Annotated in this window: 16 protein-coding genes; 13 read left to right on the top strand and 3 right to left on the bottom strand. The window is 62.0% G+C overall.

Annotated features, from left to right (window positions below; genetic code table 11):
- Positions 1–93: 93 nt before the first annotated feature.
- From P3T20_RS03010 to P3T20_RS02995, 4 genes are all read left to right on the top strand, one after another.
- Complete coding sequence (locus P3T20_RS03010; RefSeq protein ID WP_429286004.1) at positions 94–636, top strand: PaaI family thioesterase; 543 nt, start codon at positions 94–96, stop codon at positions 634–636.
- A 105-nt stretch (positions 637–741) separates the two neighbouring features.
- A complete protein-coding gene (locus P3T20_RS03005; protein ID WP_074269161.1) occupies positions 742–1,668 on the top strand; it encodes an ABC transporter ATP-binding protein in 927 nt (308 codons plus the stop codon).
- Positions 1,665–2,426, top strand: coding sequence for an ABC transporter permease (locus tag P3T20_RS03000; protein ID WP_074269160.1), 762 nt, complete (start codon positions 1,665–1,667; stop codon positions 2,424–2,426). The genes P3T20_RS03005 and P3T20_RS03000 overlap by 4 nt, the downstream gene beginning before the upstream one ends.
- Positions 2,427–2,603: 177 nt before the next feature.
- Complete coding sequence (locus P3T20_RS02995) at positions 2,604–2,912, top strand: hypothetical protein (RefSeq protein ID WP_429286003.1); 309 nt, start codon at positions 2,604–2,606, stop codon at positions 2,910–2,912.
- A gap of 30 nt (positions 2,913–2,942) precedes the next feature.
- On the opposite strand, the gene P3T20_RS02990 is transcribed toward P3T20_RS02995, so the two are convergent.
- Complete coding sequence (locus P3T20_RS02990; protein WP_143787715.1) at positions 2,943–3,974, bottom strand: substrate-binding periplasmic protein; 1,032 nt, start codon at positions 3,972–3,974, stop codon at positions 2,943–2,945.
- Between P3T20_RS02990 and P3T20_RS02985 the strand changes: the two genes are divergently transcribed.
- The 4 genes from P3T20_RS02985 to P3T20_RS02970 all read left to right on the top strand — a co-directional run bounded on the left by P3T20_RS02985 (position 3,934) and on the right by P3T20_RS02970 (position 8,987).
- Positions 3,934–6,105, top strand: coding sequence for an ATP-binding protein (locus P3T20_RS02985; RefSeq protein ID WP_429286002.1), 2,172 nt, complete (start codon positions 3,934–3,936; stop codon positions 6,103–6,105). The two genes, P3T20_RS02990 and P3T20_RS02985, sit on opposite strands and share 41 nt — an antisense overlap.
- The gene (locus P3T20_RS02980) at positions 6,102–7,730 is read left to right on the top strand and encodes a hybrid sensor histidine kinase/response regulator (RefSeq protein WP_429286001.1); all 1,629 of its coding nucleotides are present in this window, start codon (positions 6,102–6,104) and stop codon (positions 7,728–7,730) included. Before P3T20_RS02985 ends, P3T20_RS02980 begins: the two co-directional genes overlap by 4 nt.
- Positions 7,727–8,359, top strand: a complete 633-nt coding sequence (locus P3T20_RS02975) for a response regulator (protein ID WP_429286000.1) — start codon at positions 7,727–7,729, stop codon at positions 8,357–8,359. Before P3T20_RS02980 ends, P3T20_RS02975 begins: the two co-directional genes overlap by 4 nt.
- A 418-nt stretch (positions 8,360–8,777) precedes the next feature.
- The gene (locus P3T20_RS02970) at positions 8,778–8,987 is read left to right on the top strand and encodes a hypothetical protein (protein ID WP_074269153.1); all 210 of its coding nucleotides are present in this window, start codon (positions 8,778–8,780) and stop codon (positions 8,985–8,987) included.
- 33 nt (positions 8,988–9,020) lie between these two features.
- Here P3T20_RS02970 and P3T20_RS02965 read toward each other — a convergent pair whose 3' ends face one another.
- Positions 9,021–9,986, bottom strand: a complete 966-nt coding sequence (locus P3T20_RS02965) for a LysR family transcriptional regulator (protein ID WP_429285999.1) — start codon at positions 9,984–9,986, stop codon at positions 9,021–9,023.
- A gap of 99 nt (positions 9,987–10,085) precedes the next feature.
- On the opposite strand from P3T20_RS02965, the gene P3T20_RS02960 reads away from it, so the two are divergent.
- The 5 genes from P3T20_RS02960 (at position 10,086) to P3T20_RS02940 (ending at position 15,006) form a co-directional block, all read left to right on the top strand.
- Positions 10,086–11,168 carry an ABC transporter ATP-binding protein gene (locus tag P3T20_RS02960; protein WP_429285998.1) on the top strand — a complete coding sequence of 361 codons (1,083 nt, stop codon included), beginning with the start codon at positions 10,086–10,088 and terminating at the stop codon, positions 11,166–11,168.
- A gap of 64 nt (positions 11,169–11,232) precedes the next feature.
- Complete coding sequence (locus tag P3T20_RS02955) at positions 11,233–11,949, top strand: HAD-IA family hydrolase (protein WP_429285997.1); 717 nt, start codon at positions 11,233–11,235, stop codon at positions 11,947–11,949.
- On the top strand, positions 11,946–13,259 hold the full coding sequence (locus tag P3T20_RS02950) for an FAD-dependent oxidoreductase (protein WP_429285996.1): 1,314 nt from the start codon (positions 11,946–11,948) through the stop codon (positions 13,257–13,259). The genes P3T20_RS02955 and P3T20_RS02950 overlap by 4 nt, the downstream gene beginning before the upstream one ends.
- A 53-nt stretch (positions 13,260–13,312) precedes the next feature.
- Positions 13,313–14,218: an ABC transporter permease gene (locus P3T20_RS02945; protein ID WP_074269148.1), complete on the top strand. Its 906-nt coding sequence runs from the start codon at positions 13,313–13,315 to the stop codon at positions 14,216–14,218.
- On the top strand, positions 14,215–15,006 hold the full coding sequence (locus P3T20_RS02940) for an ABC transporter permease (protein WP_429285995.1): 792 nt from the start codon (positions 14,215–14,217) through the stop codon (positions 15,004–15,006). The genes P3T20_RS02945 and P3T20_RS02940 overlap by 4 nt, the downstream gene beginning before the upstream one ends.
- On the opposite strand, the gene P3T20_RS02935 is transcribed toward P3T20_RS02940, so the two are convergent.
- A complete protein-coding gene (locus P3T20_RS02935) occupies positions 14,927–16,705 on the bottom strand; it encodes a GMC family oxidoreductase (protein ID WP_429285994.1) in 1,779 nt (592 codons plus the stop codon). The genes P3T20_RS02940 and P3T20_RS02935 overlap by 80 nt on opposite strands.
- Positions 16,706–16,715 lie beyond the last annotated feature (10 nt).

Raw genomic sequence — 16,715 nt, 5'->3', positions numbered from 1 at the left:
TGCGCGCCAGTCTGGAGCGAAAGATGGCGCGCGCGGAGGGCGGCCGAGCGGCCCCAGCCCGCGCGAAACATCAATAAAACACGGAGATTTGCAGTGACATCCGAACAAGTGATCGAGACATGGCTCGCCGAGGAGGCGGAGATTGTGAGCCGGCTGGAAGCGGGACCGGGCCCCGGACTGGCAAGCCCCGAACAGGTTGCCGGCAAGACCGGGCTGGAATTCCTGCAGGCCATGCTGCGCGGCGAAGTCCCCTACGCAGCGATAGCGAAGACCCTGGACTTCACGATTGTGGAAGTCAGTGACGGCGGCTGCGTGTTTCAGGGTGAACCGCGGGCACAGCATCTGAACCCGCTCGGCACGATTCACGGCGGCTGGGTCGCCACGCTGCTCGATTCGGCACTCGGCTGTTCCGTACACACGAAGATGCCGCCTGGACGAGGCTATACCACGGCCGAACTCAGCGTGAACTACGTGAAGGGGCTGACGCCCCGCGTAAAACGCGTGCGCGCTGAGGGCAAAGTGATTCATTGCGGCCGCCAACTGGCAACCGCTGAAGCGCGCCTGGTCGGGCCCGACGGCACCTTGTATGCGCATGCTACGACGACCTGTCTCGTGTTCGAGATGCCCCAGCGATAACGCGCTTCCCTTTACATTGCGAGGATCATCATCGATTCCGAAACATCTCTCCGGGCTGCGGCCCGGCAAACCCAACCGGCAGCTGCGTCCGTACCCTTGTCCTCCATGCAGCCTGTCGTCTCTGTCACGAATCTCTCCAAGACCTACGCTTCCGGTTTCCACGCGCTTAAAAACATCAATCTGTCGATTCGCCGTGGCGAGATCTTCGCGTTGCTAGGACCGAACGGTGCCGGCAAAACCACGCTGATCAGTATCATTTGCGGCATCGTGAAGGCGTCGGAAGGCTCCGTGGTGGTGGACGGTCATGATATTGGCACTGCTTACCGGGCGGCGCGTTCGCTGATCGGGCTGGTGCCGCAAGAACTCACTACCGACGCGTTCGAGACGGTCTGGGCCACGGTTTCTTTTAGCCGCGGACTGTTCGGCAAACCGGCGAACCCTGCGTACATCGAGAAGGTGCTCAGGGACCTGTCGCTATGGGAAAAGCGTAACAACAAGATCATCCAGCTTTCGGGCGGCATGAAACGCCGTGTGCTGATCGCCAAGGCGCTTTCGCATGAACCGCGCGTGCTGTTTCTCGACGAGCCCACGGCGGGTGTCGACGTCGAGTTGCGGCGCGACATGTGGCAACTGGTGCGCTCGCTGAGCGCGAGCGGCGTGACCATCATTCTCACCACGCACTATATCGACGAGGCCGAAGAAATGGCCGACCGCATCGGCGTGATCAACGCGGGCGAGATCATGCTGGTCGAAGACAAGGCCGAACTGATGCGCAAGCTCGGCAAGAAGCAACTGACACTGCAACTCGAAAGTCCGCTGGAACAGGTGCCGCCGGCGCTCGCCGACTATCGCCTCACGCTCTCCGCGGATGGCAACGAGTTGATCTATACCTACGACACGGAACGCGAGCAAAACAGCATCATCGCCTTGCTCAAAGCGCTAGAAGACGCAGGCATTCGCTTCAAGGATCTGCAGACGACGCAGAGTTCGCTCGAAGACATCTTTGTCAGTCTGCTGAGAGGTGATCAATGAACATTTACGCAATCCGCGCAATCTACAAGTTCGAAATGGCGCGCACCTGGCGCACGCTGATGCAGAGCATTATCGCGCCGGTGATTTCCACTTCGCTGTATTTCGTCGTGTTCGGCGCGGCAATCGGCTCGCGCATCAAGGAAGTGGACGGCATCACTTACGGCGCGTTCATCGTGCCGGGGCTGATCATGCTGTCGCTGTTGTCGCAAAGCATTTCGAACGCGTCGTTTGGGATCTACTTTCCACGGTTCACAGGAACGATTTACGAGTTGTTGTCCGCGCCGGTCTCGTATCTCGAGATCGTGGTGAGCTACGTCGGTGCGGCAGCAACCAAATCGATTCTGCTGGGACTGATCATTCTCGCTACTGCCGGGCTCTTTGTGCCGTTGCAAGTGCTGCATCCGTTCTGGATGGTGCTGTTCCTGGTGCTCACCGCGGTTACGTTCAGCCTGTTTGGTTTCATCATCGGCATCTGGGCGGACAGTTTCGAGAAGCTGCAACTCGTGCCGCTGCTGATCATCACGCCGCTGACGTTTCTCGGCGGAAGCTTCTATGCGGTCAATATGTTGCCGCCGTTCTGGAAGATCGTGACCCTGTTCAATCCGATCGTGTACCTGGTGAGCGGTTTTCGCTGGAGTTTTTACGGCTTGGCAGATGTGGACGTCGCGGTGAGTCTCGGCATGACCGCGCTGTTTCTGGCCATTTTTCTGGTTATCGTCGCGTGGATCTTCAAGACGGGGTACCGGTTGAAGAGCTGACGGTCTGCTATGCTCCGGTCCGGCGATTCAGCCTTATCGACCCTGTCGCGTTGCATTAAGGATTTCCTGACCCGCGATTCAGCATCCATGTCGGGCATTTTCCACGCTTCCTGACTGCAACCCGTTGACCGCGCGCCTAGCATTGGATATCGAAATCGTTTATCCGGTTGGTGCGCCATGTTCCCCTATCTGTCCGAGCGCGAAAATGCAGTGGAGCAGATCAACTCGATCTGCATGCATCTGTTCGACACATGGTGTGAGCAGCGAAACGTTACCTCGCTGGCGTATCTGCTGCATTGCTGGCCATTGACCGATAGCGAGCCTGCATCGATTCGCAGGCTCGGCGAGACCTTATGGGAACTGCGCAAAACCCACAGTGAAATGCTAGGTGGCGCGGTCGAGCGGACCTTGCTGAATGTGGCAGATCTGGTGGACGAGGTCCTGTTACACGCCTCGATACCGGATACGCTCGCCATGGCCGGCTGATCTGTATGATCTAACAGGCTGGCAAGCCGGCTAGCGCAGCGAATTGGGATCGAACCAGAGATCCTTGCGCGACAACGGAACCCATGCCGGCAAGTACGGATTCTTGAGCTCGATGACGGTGCGATCCGGCAGTTTGAGATCGATGAGTTGCCGGGCGAAGTGCTGGTTGAAGAACGCGTCGAAGCTGCCGTCTTTTTTCATCTGCTCGAGCCCATCGCGGATGCGGGCGGCGAGCCGCGGCTCCGACTTGCTGACATAAAAGAACTGCGCGAACGGATAGCGGATCAGCAGGTGCCGATCTATCACGAGGCGCGGATACTGAGGGCCATAGGCAAGTACTTCCCCCGGGGCTTCCGTGACGCCCCGTGGAAACAGGTCGAAACGTCCATGTAAAAGCATCAGAAAAAGCGATTCGTAGGTTTGTGCAGTTCTTACGGGCACATGGTTGTATTCATAGACGCGGACGTCGCCCCAGTTGCTTCCCTGGCCGACCGACAGCGTGCGGAGTTGCTCGAGCGTCTGAACGGCGTCGATCTTCGACTGGTTATCCGAGTCGATCAGCGCAACGCGGTAGCCGAGCAGTCCCTTGTCGATCGGGAACGGAACGGGAATCATGTCCTCGTCGAATTCCTTGTGCCCTGCATCGCTGATCATGATGTTGATACGGTCGCCCTTCAGGGCTTCTTCATGCGAACGCGCGACCGAAATGGTTTCGGTGTAGGGCTCTTCGACGTAAGGGCCGTAGGCTGGCGTCGTACGTTTGAGTACTTCCGTAAGGAGTTCGAATGGGTAGGCGTAGCGAACCCGGAATTCATCAGACTTTAGCGGTTTGACGGTATCCAGGGCGAACGCGGGCAGGACGGTCGCAGCGCAGACAAGCAGCCCCGCGGCGAGGCCACGCACCACCGAGAGGGCGCTTCGGCGCCGTGGCGCGCTGCTACCCGGCGCTCTATGGGTAGACCGCGGATCGGCAACGAGTGCAGAATAGGGAAAACGAGAACCAGGGCACTCGCGGGGGAATATGGCTCTCAACACGTTCGGCGCATGGTGGAGTTCGCTCAATCGCTTTCGCCACAGCGTGGTTCTGCGGCTTCTCGCGACGGTATTCCTTTTCAGCTGCGTAGTCACGCTTTTGCTGACTGCGCTGCAACTCTACCGTGATTATGACCGAGGAATCGAACGGGTCCAAAATCGTCTCGCGGACATCGACAGAAGCTACAGCGGCGGCGTCGGCGAGGCGCTCTGGCGGCTCGATCAGCCGCAACTGCAAATCGAGCTGGACGGCATTCTGCGTCTCGAAGATATCTGCGCCGCCGAGGTTATCGAAGCCGGTGCGGGTGCCGCGCCGATGATCGTGACGGCAGGGCGGCGCACGGCTGGTCCGGCAATAGCCCGCGAATTTCCGCTGCTTTACCGGGTGCAGGGCAAGGATCAGCGGATCGGCACGCTCTATGTCCAGGCCACTCTGGCTAATCTGTACCACGAACTGACGCATACGGCGCTGCTCATTCTGGTGAGCCAGGCGGCCAATACGTTCCTCGTTTCGCTGTTTGCAATCTACATCCTGTCCCGGCTCGTGACGCGGCATCTTGCTGCGATCGCGAGCGGTGTCGGCGACTACGACTTTCACGAGACGCCGCAGCCGCTTGGCCTGCAACGGCGGGCACCCGACGCGCCGGATGAACTCGATCGCGTGGTGACGGCGTTCAACGCGATGGGCGCGCGGCTGCATCGTGCGTATCTCGAGGAGCGCGCGGCCGCGAGGGAGCGCGAGGCACGCCAGGCCGCCGAGGCGGCGAATCGCGCCAAGGGCGAATTCCTCGCCAACATGAGCCACGAATTGCGCACGCCGCTGAACGGCATTCTCGGCTACGCCCAGATCTTGCGGCGTGACCCTGCGCTCGGCGAGCGGCAGCTCGAAGGTGTTGCGGTGATCCAGCGCAGTGGCGAGCACCTGTTGACGCTGATCGACGACACGCTCGACTTCGCAAAGATCGAAGCCGGCAAATTGCGCGTCCAGATCGGCGACGTGCCGCTGGCGGGGCTGGTTGACGTGCTGCGCGAGATCATCGGCGTGAAGGCGGAGCAGAAGGGTCTGGATTTCATCTGCGAAATCGCCGGCGATGCGCGTGCCGGCGTGCGTGCAGACGGACAGCGCCTGCGCCAGGTGCTGCTCAATCTGCTCGCGAATGCCGTCAAATTCACGGACCATGGCAGCGTGAGTCTGCATATCATGAGGGCTGAGCCGGGGGCGGTGCGCTTCGAGGTACGGGACACGGGTGTCGGCATGCTCGCTGAGCAGTTGGAGACGATTTTCGAGCCCTTTGAACAGGTCGGCCGGCCCGAGCGCCGGGTTGGCGGCACCGGGCTGGGTCTTGCGATCAGCCGCCAGTTCGTCCGCGCAATGGGTGGCGAGATTCACGTCGAAAGCCGGGTTGGAGAAGGCAGCCTGTTCTGGTTCGAGCTTGCGGCAGCGCTCGCGCTGCCGGACGCCCCGGTGACTGCGCCGCCCGCTCGGGATGTGACGGGCTACGACGGTCCGCGCAGGAAGGTGCTGGTGATCGACGACGTGCCGGTCAATCGTGCGGTTGTCATTACTTTGCTCGAGCGGCTCGGGTTCGACACCGTCGAAGCGGCGACCGGCCGTGAAGGGCTTGAACAGGCCCAACACGAGCGGCCGTCGCTGGTTGTTACAGACATCGTGATGCCCGACATGGATGGCCTCGAAGTGACCCAGCGGCTGCGCCAGTCGCCGGGCATTGCGGATGTGCCGATCATCGCGGTGTCCGCGAGTCCGTCCGGCACTGACGAGAAACGGAGCCTCGACGCCGGCGTGAATGCCTTTCTCCCGAAGCCAGTCGATTTCGACCGGCTGCTTGAGAAGATCGCGGCGTTGCTCGGCCTGGAGTGGACGTATGCAACAGCACCGGCGACGGCACCCGCAACGGCGCAACAGGGCGTGTCGTTGTCCGAAGCGAGTCTTGCCGTGCCGCCGCAGGAAATGAACGAGTTGCACCGCCTCGCCCGGCATGGCGACATGAGGGAAATTTCGCTCTGGAGCGAGCGCGTCGCGGCACTCGACGCACGCTATGCCCCGTTCGCGGAGCAGGTGCGTCTACTGGCGAAGGGCTACCAGTCGAAGGCGATTCTTGAGTTGGTCGAACAAAATCTTGTGCAAAGGCCGGCACCATGAGCGACACAACGGGCCAACTCAGCGAGCAGCCCACCATCCTCATCGCCGACGATACGCCCGCCAATCTGGGCGTCGTCGTCGACAGTCTGACTGAACGCGGCTTTCGCGTCCTTGTCGCGCTCGACGGCGCGGAAGCGCTCGAGCGCGCTCAGTTCTCGCAACCTGATCTGATTCTGCTCGACGTCAAGATGCCCGGCATCGACGGCTTCGAAACCTGCCGGCGCCTGAAGATGGACGATCGCACCCGGGATATCGCGGTGATCTTCATGACCTCGCGTACCGGCAGCGAGGACATGGTCGAAGGATTTTCTGCGGGCGGCGTCGATTACCTGACCAAGCCCGTACACGTAGAGGAAATGATCGCGCGCGTCAGCACACATCTCGCACTGCGAACGATGCACAAGCAACTGGTTGTGCAGAACCGGCAACTGCTCGCGGAGGTGTCGGTGCGTCAACAGGCCGAGGCAGCATTATCGCGTGCGCGCGACCAGCTGGAGGGGCGCGTCGCGCTGCGCACCGCCGAACTGGCGCGAGCGAACCAGAGTCTGCTGGCGCAGGTCGAGGAGCGCAGACGCGCCGAGGCGAAACTGCTGTCGAGCGAGGCGCGTTTTCGTGCGATTGTCGAGACGAGCCCGGTGCCGTTATGCATTACCTCGATGCCGGGCGGGCAGCTCCTCTATACGAACGGGCCGTTCCAGGAACTGTTCGGACTCGACCTGCTCAACGACGCTGCGAATGTCGTGGACTTTTACGCCGATCCGCTGGAGCGCGACAGCCTGGTCGATCATTTGCAGCGCGAGGGGAGTTTTCACAACAGCGAGATTCAGTTCACGCGGCCAGATGGCTCGGTATTCTGGGCGATGGCGACGGCCCGCGTGGCGACCTACAACGAGGCGCCCGCCATTTACGTCGGCCTGAACGACATCACGGAGCGCAAGCGCATCGAACAGGCGCTGCTCGAATCGCGGGAACAGCTACGCGAGCTGTCGGCCTACATGGAAGCGATTCGCGAAGAAGAAAGAAAGCGCATCGCGATGGAGATTCACGACGAACTGGGGCAACTCCTCACGGCGTTGAAAATGGATGTCTCGCTGCTCAAGATGCGGCTCGCCGGCGACTCGGATGCGGCGAAAAAGGCCGACGACATGCGCGAACTGGTTGAAACGACCATCTGGATGGTGCGCAACGTGGCGAGCCATCTGCGGCCCGCTGCGCTCAATTTCGGCATCGTTTCCGCGCTCGAGTGGCTGGTTGAAGATTTCAGCCGGCGTAACAACATTCCCTGCCAGTTTCGCATCAACGGCAGCGAGCCTGTGCTTCCGGATGCTCATGCAACGGCGGTATTTCGCATCGTTCAGGCCTCGCTCACGAATGTTGCGCGCCATGCCCGCGCTACCAGGGCAGACGTTACGCTAACGCGCTCCGCGAACGGGCTCGATCTGCACGTGAGCGACGACGGCTGCGGTTTCGATCAGGAAGCAGCGCGCAAAGGCGATTCGTACGGTGTGCTTGGCATGCGCGAACGCGCCCGCCTGATTGGCGCTTCGCTGCTGATCGACAGTTCACCCGGTACAGGTACCTCAGTTTCGATTCACATTCCGCTAGACGAAGAACCTCACACATGATCAAGATACTTATTGCAGACGACCACGCTATCGTGCGCGGCGGATTGAAGCAGATCATCGCGACGACCGCCGACATCGTCGTGAACGGAGAGGCGGCACAAGGCTCCGAAGTGGTCGAGAAGCTGCGCACGTCCGAGATCGACCTGTTGCTGCTCGACATGACCATGCCGGGCATCAGCGGCGTCGACCTGATCCGGCGCGTGCGTGCCGAGCAGCCGTCGTTGCCGGTGCTGGTGCTGAGCATCCACAATGAAGCCCAGGTGGTGTCGCGGGCCTTGCGCGCGGGCGCGACCGGCTATGTGACGAAGGACAGCGATCCCGAGGTCCTGCTTACCGCGATTCGCAAACTCGCAAGCGGCGGCCGCTTTATCGACCCGAAGCTGGTTGACGCGATCATCTTCGAGACGCACTCGGGCGATGCGCCGCCGCACGAAATTCTGTCCGACCGCGAATTTCAGGTGCTGCAGATGCTGGCGTCGGGCAAAAGCATCAACGACATCGCCGAGGCCCTCGCGCTCAGCGCGAAAACCATCAGTACTCACAAGATGCGTCTCATGCAAAAGCTGGGTCTTGCGAACAACGCCGAGTTGATCCGCTATGCGATCAGGCACGGTCTGGCCGCCGAATAGCCAGCGCGCATTAAATGTCTAAGGATTATTAGGGAAATCCTGAGCGGAGAATCAGCCGATCCGGCGTCCAACATCCGCCACTCCCGATACAGGTGCATTTCCGTTGACCCTACGATGCTTTCATGGGCACCTCGGAGGGGCTATGAGTACTGCGGAAAGGTCGTTGCGTTTTCTGGTCGAGAAGTGGCTTGGTGCGGCCAGCGCCCAACCGCTCCGCGTATTGATGACACAACGTTCGCAATCCGGCCGCATTTGCCGGGTGTGCATCGAAGCGAACTGCCCGAGTGGTCCAGTCACCCTGTTTTTCTTCCGCCATGACGACGGCAGCTGGCATGTTTTTCCGCCAGCGAATCGCCAGCCTGCAATGAGCGTTGGCCGGTTAGCCGCCTGATGGCATGACCAAGGGGAAGGAGAGATCATGGCTTACGACGAATATATCGGACTGCCGCAGTATGTGGTCGACCTGCGCGCGTGGATCACTGCGTGGTACGAACATGCGGTCAAGGTCGGCTTTATCCGGCCGCCGTTTACACTCGACGAAGCGGTTGCGGACCGGCTCGAAGGGTATTTCAAGGTCGGCCTCACACCGGTGGAAGGCGCGGATGTGATCTTCGGCGTGATGCATTGAGCTTATGGTTAGCGGCGCGCGTCGGCGCTGCCGCTAAAGCGCTTTACCATTGCGCAGCGTGGCTGCGAGGCACAGATCGGGGTAGGCCGCGTCGACGCGAATCATGTCGGCATGCACTTCCTCGATGATCCAGTCGCGCAGCGCAGCCACTACCGGGCGCAACGGACGGCTCGCCGGCCACACCAGACAGCAGCGCCGGTCCGTCACGATCAGTTCGTGCTCAGCCGGGATCAGCGCACCGTCGGCCAGCCAGTGCGACAGCACGTTCAACCAGCCCAGCGCGACTCCCTGGCCCAGCAAGGCGGCCTGCACTACGATCGCATAGTCGGAAAAGCTCAGCACGTTCGCGGCCCTGCGCTGATGCTCGGCGAACGCGGCGAAACGTTCCTGCCAGCCGCGTTCGCCGTCATCCATGTTGATTACGGTGTCGTCGTGCGGACTGCCGGCGTCCAGCAACAGTTGCTCGTGATAGCGGCGATTGCATACCGGTAACAGGACTTCCGGCATCACGAGCGCTGAGTGCTCGTCGATTTCTTCGTCGGTCCTGAAGCGCATACCGAGGTCGACGTCGACGAGCGGCCCGCCAATGCGGCCTGAAATCAGCTGGAAACGCAAATCGACGCCCGGAAACGCCTGGTTCAGGCGGTTCATGCGCGGCATCAGCCAATGTGTGGTGAAAGCGGTCGAAACCGAGAGGGTCACCGTTTCGATGCCGGTTGCCCTGGCCTCGATTTCGCGGATTGCGGATTCGATCCCGCCAAACCCCTCCGAAATCTTCCGATACAGGATCTTGCCGTTCTCGGTCAGTTCGATGCCGCCGCGCACGCGCTCGAACAGTTGCACCCCAAGGTGGTCTTCCATGCGCGCCAGCATGCGGCTCACGGCCGGCTGGCTGACATATAGCTCTTCGGCGGCACGCGTGAAGTTGCCGCACCGCGCCGCGGCCTCGAACACGAACAGGGCATTGGCGCTAGGGAGTTTGCGGCGGAGATTGGGCATGACGTGATGTTATGCCTGATCCAACAATTTGGGAATTGCTGACGAAATAACAGCCACGTATATTTTTCTAACCGATGGTCCTGTGGACGGGAAACAAGCATGGACGCAAGAGCGAAAGCAGACGTGTCGATCCGTTCGGCAGCGCGGCGCTACGGTCCGGTGGTCGCGCTCGACGACGTGTCCATCGACATCGCGCCGGGCGAATTCGTTTCGCTGCTCGGGCCGTCCGGGTCGGGCAAGACCACGCTGCTCGGCATTCTGGGCGGCTTCGTGCAGCCGAGTTCGGGCTCGGTATGGGTGGGTGGCCGTGATATTACATTTGCGCCGCCCCATAAACGCGACATCGGCATCGTGTTTCAGAACTACGCGCTGTTTCCCCATATGACGGTCGGCGAGAACGTCGCCTATCCTCTGCGCGCGCGGCGCCAGCCGAAGTCGGGCTGGGCGAAGAAAGTATCGGATGCGCTCGCGATGGTCGAGTTGAGCGGCTATGAAAGCCGGCGCATTGCGCAGCTATCCGGTGGCCAGCGTCAGCGCGTGGCGCTCGCCCGCGCCATGGTATTCGAGCCGCAACTGATCCTGATGGACGAGCCGCTCTCCGCGCTCGACAAGCAACTGCGCGAAACCATGCAGATCGAACTGCGCCGCCTGCACAGAAAGCTGGGCGCGACGATCGTCTATGTGACGCACGATCAGCGCGAGGCGCTGACGATGAGCGACCGCGTTGCCGTGTTGCGCAACGGCCGCCTCGTGCAGGTCGATACGCCGGAGCATCTGTACGACCGGCCGCGCGATGCCTTTGTGGCGAGTTTTATCGGTGAAGCGACGTTGTTGAGCGTGACGCGTGCCGGCGCCGATGCGGTGCTGCTCGGGGCGACCGTGCTGCGCACAGCGCATCCGTTGCCGCGTGCCGAGGCTTTGCTGCTGGCGGTGCAGACGGAGAAGCTGCGCATCCACGACAGTCGTGATGGCAACGGTGCGCAGCTCAACCAGCTGCGTTGCCGCGTGACCGAGGTGCTGTATCAGGGCGAAAGCCTGCGCGTCTTCGCGACGCTGCCGGATGGTACGGCAATCAGCTTGCGCCAGCCGGGCAGTTACCACGCCCGTCTGCAGATTCCCGCGCCCGGCATGGAGATGACCGTGGTGCTCGACCCGCAGGACACCATAGTCGTGCCGGCCTGATTCATGTGCCCGGATTGCCGGGCTCTCTCATCCAGGGTTCACATCAAACTGAAGAGGAATACGAATGAAAAAACTGACCGATTTCAAGGTGCTGACGTTCGATGTCGTCGGCACGCTGATCAACTTTGAAAAAGGCGTGCTGGAATCGGTCCGGCGGCTCGGCGGCGAAGCGGCCCGCAATTTGACCGACGACCAGATCTTCGAACCGTACATCCGTGGCCGCGCGACGTATCCGGGCCGCTCCAGCCACGCGATGGCGAGCGTCTACCATTCGTTGGCGGCTGAACTGGGCCTGCCCGCCGATCCGCAGACGGCCGCTGCTTTTCAGCGCGACGTGCTCGACTGGCCCGCGTTTGACGATTCGGTGGCGGCGTTGCAGCGCCTGCGCCGGCACTTCCGGCTGGTGGCGATGACCAATGCCGATCGCGTGGCCTTGTCTGCGTATGCGCACACGCTTGGCGATCCGTTCGACGACAGCGTTACCGCCGACGAAACCGGTGTTGCGAAGCCGGACCCGCAGTTCTTCGCCTATAACCGCGGACGCCAGTCCGCCTTCGGCTACAAGTTCGGCGACATCCTGCACGTTGCGCAAAGCCAGTATCACGACATCGGCGTGGCTCGCGAGCTTGGGTATACGGTGTGCTGGATCGAGCGCCGTCAGGGGCTGCAAGGGTTCGGCGCCACGCCGATACCCGAGCGCGTGACTACACCCGACTTCAGGTTTGCGACGCTCAAGGCACTCGCTGACGCGGTCGAGGCCGAGGAGCAGGTCGCCGCATGAAACCGCCTGCCGCCCGGCAGTCCGCTGCGTCGCTGTGGTCCGCGATGGGCGGCGCGACGGCGCCTGTTAGCACCGGTACACCGTTGGCCCGCGATCTGGTGACCGAGGTGGCGGTGATCGGCGCCGGCTATTCGGGGCTTTGTGCTGCGTACGCATTGCAAAAACGCGGCGCGGAGACGGTGGTGCTCGATGCCAACCCGGTCGGTTGGGGCGCGAGTGGCCGTAACGGTGGCGTGGTGTCGTCGAAATTCCGCCTCTCGTTTCCGACCATCGCGCGGCTGCATGGCATTGATACGGCGCGCACGATGCATCGCCTCGCGCACGAAGGCGTGCGAGTGGTTGAGTCGCTGGTCGACGAATTCAAGCTTCACGACACGCATTTTCAGCACACTGGCAGCTTGCGCTGCGCGCATACGGAGCGTGCTTTCGCAACGATTCGTGCCGAAGCGGACTGGGTGCGACAGGCGCTCGGCGATACGTCGATGTCCGTGCAATCGCGGGCCGAGGTGGCGCGCGAGACCGGTTCGAGTGCTTTCGTCGGCGGCGTATTGAGCGCCGATGCCGGCACGATCCTGCCGCTGCGCTACGTGCAGGGTATCGCCGCCGGCTTGACGACCCGCAAGGTGCCGATCTACGAGTCGTGTCCGGCGATCGACATGCAGCGCGACGGCGAAGGCGTGCTGATACGCACGCCGGGCGGCACGGTGCGGGCCAAACAGGTGATAGTCGCGACGAACGCGTATTCCAGTCTGACGCCGGCCACCGGTGCTTATCAGCGTACGCTCGTGCCGTTTCGCAGCGCGATCATTGCAACTGAGCGTTTACCCGCCGAACTCGATGCACGTCTGATGGTGGAGCAGCGCAGCTACACCGAAACGCGGCGCATGATGAAGTGGTTCCGTAAGGCAGATGGCCGGATGGTGTTCGGTGGACGCGATGCTTTTGGCAAGGAAGGACAACTCACCGGTTTTGATGCGCTGCAGCGCGCGATGGTCGCGCTGTTTCCGGATCTCGCCAGTGTAAAGGTGGAGTACCGCTGGTCGGGTTACGTCGGCATGACCTTCGATCAATTGCCGCATATCGGGCGCAGCGATGCTGTCACGACATTTTGTCTGGGGTACAACGGAGCAGGTGTGGCGATGGCCAGCCTGCTCGGTCAGCAGGCGGCGGCGCTCGCGCTCGGCGACAAGCCGGAATTGTCGCTGCTCGCAACGAACGGTTTGCAACCGGTGCCTTTTCATGCGTTGCGCTCGCCGGGTGTGCGGATGGTCGCGGCGTGGTATCAGTTTCTCGATGCAATAGGTGCGTGATGTCAGCTCAGCGCGACGCTACCGCGGGGCGAACTTCTGCAGGAGACGGGTGGATGCCTTCTTTCGCGGCCGACAAGGCCGATGCGGCCGATGCAGTCGACAGGGCCAACGCGGCAGTGCGGTATCAGCGCCGCGAGGACCGCACGATGCTGCTGCTGATCGCGCCGGCGCTGATCGTGATCGTCGTGTTGCTGGTGGTGCCGCTCGCGTGGCTTTCCTGGCAATCGATCTATGCCGACGGCTTTACGCTCGAGAATTACCGGCGCATTTTCACCGACAGCGCCTACGGAGCCACGTTCGCGCTTACTTTCAAGCTTAGCTTTATCGTCACGCTCGTTACGCTGCTGCTGGGCTACCCGGTCGCGTATGCGGCCGCCGCGTTGCCGCCGAAACTGAGCGCGCTCGTGCTGGGCCTCGTGATTCTGCCGTTCTGGACCAGCGTGCTGGTGCGCACCTACGCGTGGCTCGTGCTGCTGCAGCGTACGGGGCTCGTCAACAAGACGCTGCTGTCGATGGGCGTGATCGATCATCCGTTACAACTGGCCTACAACCAGTTGGGCACGATCATCGCCATGGTGCATATCCTGCTGCCGTTCATGGTCTTGCCGCTGTACTCGGCAATGCAGAAGATTCCGGAGAATCTCGTGCATGCGGGAGCGAGTCTTGGCGGCTCGCCGTTGCACGTATTTCTGCGGGTGTTTTTGCCGCTGTCGTTAAGCGGCGTGCTCGCGGGCGCCACCCTTGTGTTCATTCTTTGCCTCGGCTTTTACATCACCCCGGAGCTGATGGGCGGCGGCAGATCGATGATGGTGTCGATGCTCGTCAGCCGTAACGTGGAGCTCTACGATAGGTGGGGGGCAGCGAGCGCCGTCAGCGTGGTGCTGCTCGTCTGCGTGTTTGCGATCTTCTACGCTGTGAGCCGCGTGATACCGCTCGAGAAGACCCTGGGGGCGAAATGAAAAGATCCGCATCCGGCAAGCTTGTTTTAGGCGCGGTGGTCGTGCTGATCCTGCTGTTTCTGATCGTGCCGGTTCTGATCGTCGTGCCGCTGTCGTTTTCCGACACGCGTTTTATGACCTTCCCGCCGCCGGCCTACTCGCTGCGCTGGTACGAAGCATTCGTCGGCAGTCCGACATGGATGGCTGCCGCACGCACCACGCTGACGGCTTCCGTGTCCGCGGCCGTGATCGCTACGCCGCTTGGCGTCGCGGCGGCGTATGGGATCCAGAACGGCACCCACTGGAGCATGCGCTATGTGCGTCTCGTGCTGATGCTGCCATTGATGGTGCCGATCATCATCGTTGCGGTCGGGGTGTTCTTCGTATATGCGCATACGGGGCTCGTCAACAGCATGACCGGGTTGATTCTCGCCGACACGATGCTCGGTCTGCCGTACGTGCTGATTTCCGTGAGCGCGGATCTGCGGACCTTCGATCAGACCCAGGAGATGGTCGCCCGCAGTCTCGGCATGAACCGCTTGCGCAGCTTTATGACGGTGACGCTGCCGCAGATTCGATCGAGCGTGATTTCCGCCGCGGTGTTCGTGTTCATTCAGGCGCTCGATGAAACCGTGGTCGCACTGTTCGTCTCCGGTGGCGACAATCAGACGCTCACGCGGCGGATGTTCGTCGCGCTGCGCGATGAAATCGATCCGACGATTGCGGCGATCAGTACCTTGCTGACTGCGCTGACCTTATGTCTGGTTGTAACGATTGTGGTGACTCGCAGGCCGGCTGCACGAGCCTGATCATATCGGCGATGCGTTCGGCGATCATGATGGTCGGGATATTCGTGTTGGCGCAGGGGATCGACGGCATCAGCGATGCATCGCACACACGCAAGCCTTCGACGCCCCGCACCGAGCCGCTCGCGTCGGTCACCGCTTGAGGGTCGTCGGGCGAGCCCATCCGGCAAGTGCCGGATGGATGCCAGGTGCAGCCCACTGAGCGCGTGACGAAGTGGGTTAATGCTGCATCGTCGGCGAGCAGGTTTTCGATCGTGACGCCCTGGGTAATCAGCCGGCGAATCAGCCAGCCACGCAGCGGCCCCGCGACATCGAGCAGTGCGCTGAGCGCGCCACGCTGTAGTGCGTTGAACCTGCCGGGCACTGCGACTTTCGCGACACGCGGCGAATAGCTCGAGGGAAAGATCGTGCCGCGCATCCCTGCCATTGAACTCCCGGCAAGCGTGGTAGCGCCAAGGCGCATTGCGAGCTTCAGGCGCTCGAGGTCGCGCGGGTCGGACAGCATGTTGAATTCGACCGACGGTTCGTCGCGCGGATCCGCTGAGGTGAGTTTTAGCTGGCCGCGCGAGTACGATTTGTTCACCCAGAAGAATATCGTACCAAGCCGGTATCCGATCGAATGCCAGCCGGAGCGGGACAGAATCGCACCGTGCATGTCGCCGGCTACGGTGTCCGGCAAGCGGGAGGAGAAGCGCACAATGGCCTGCTCGTGATGCTCTTCCGGGTACGGCGTGCGGCCGGCGCGCGGCAGCCAGGCGGAAACGGCGATCGAAGGATGCTCCATCAGGTTGCGGCCCACCCCGGGTAAATCGGCCACGAGGGGAATGCCGAGCGCGGCAAGGTCGGCGGCTGGGCCGACGCCGCTGCGCAGCAGCAGCGCGGGACTATGAATTGCGCCTGAGCAAACGATGGTTTCCTTCGCGTAGAGATCTTCTGTCGAACCGTCTTCGTGCCGCAATCGCGCACCTGTCGCACGCACGTCTTCGAAGTGGATGCGCTCGGCGAGGAGGTGAGTGCGGATTGTCAGATTCGGCCGTTTCCGGACTGCGTCGCTCAGATAGCAGACCGAGGTCGGAATGCGCTCACCGTTCTCGCTTACCGCTATCGAGCCGACATAGGTCCCGTCCTGCCATGGGCCATTCTGATCTGCGCGCCGCGGATGGCCGAGCTGTTCCAACGCACCCAGCACGGCTCGAACGAACGGCGACAAGCGAGCCCATTCGGTACGCCGGATGCGCACCGGACCTTGCTGGCCATGCAGTTCGCCGTCGAAGTCGCAATCCGTTTCGAGCTTGCGGAAATACGGCAGGCAGGCTTGCCAGTTCCAGCCATGCGCACCGAGCGCTTCCCATTCATCGTAGTCGGCGGGAGCGCCGCGATTGGCCATCAGCGCATTGATCGCCGAACCGCCGCCTAACAGGCGCGCCTGCTCGTAGCGCCGGGATGTGCCTGTGCTCGTGCCGGCCGCAGTGGTGCCAGGGGCGAACCGCGTAGACATCACCGCAGTAAGCCGCCGCCAGATATTGCTGACGTCGAGATACGCGCGACCGGGATAGCGGCTGCGGATCGCATCCGGCATGCTCGCCTGCGAGATATCCCGGCCGGCCTCGACGAGGCACACGGTCTTCTGCGGATCTTCCGAAAGACGCGCGGCGAGCACGCAGCCCGCCGAGCCTCCACCCAGAATCAGATAGTCGATCACGTGGCGCGTT

Source organism: Paraburkholderia sp. GAS206C, from assembly GCF_050435645.1.
In the GTDB taxonomy this organism is placed as follows: Bacteria; Pseudomonadota; Gammaproteobacteria; order Burkholderiales; family Burkholderiaceae; genus Paraburkholderia; species Paraburkholderia phenazinium_B.
Note: the sequence above shows the minus strand (reverse complement) of the source record. Positions and strands in the feature narration are given on the sequence as shown.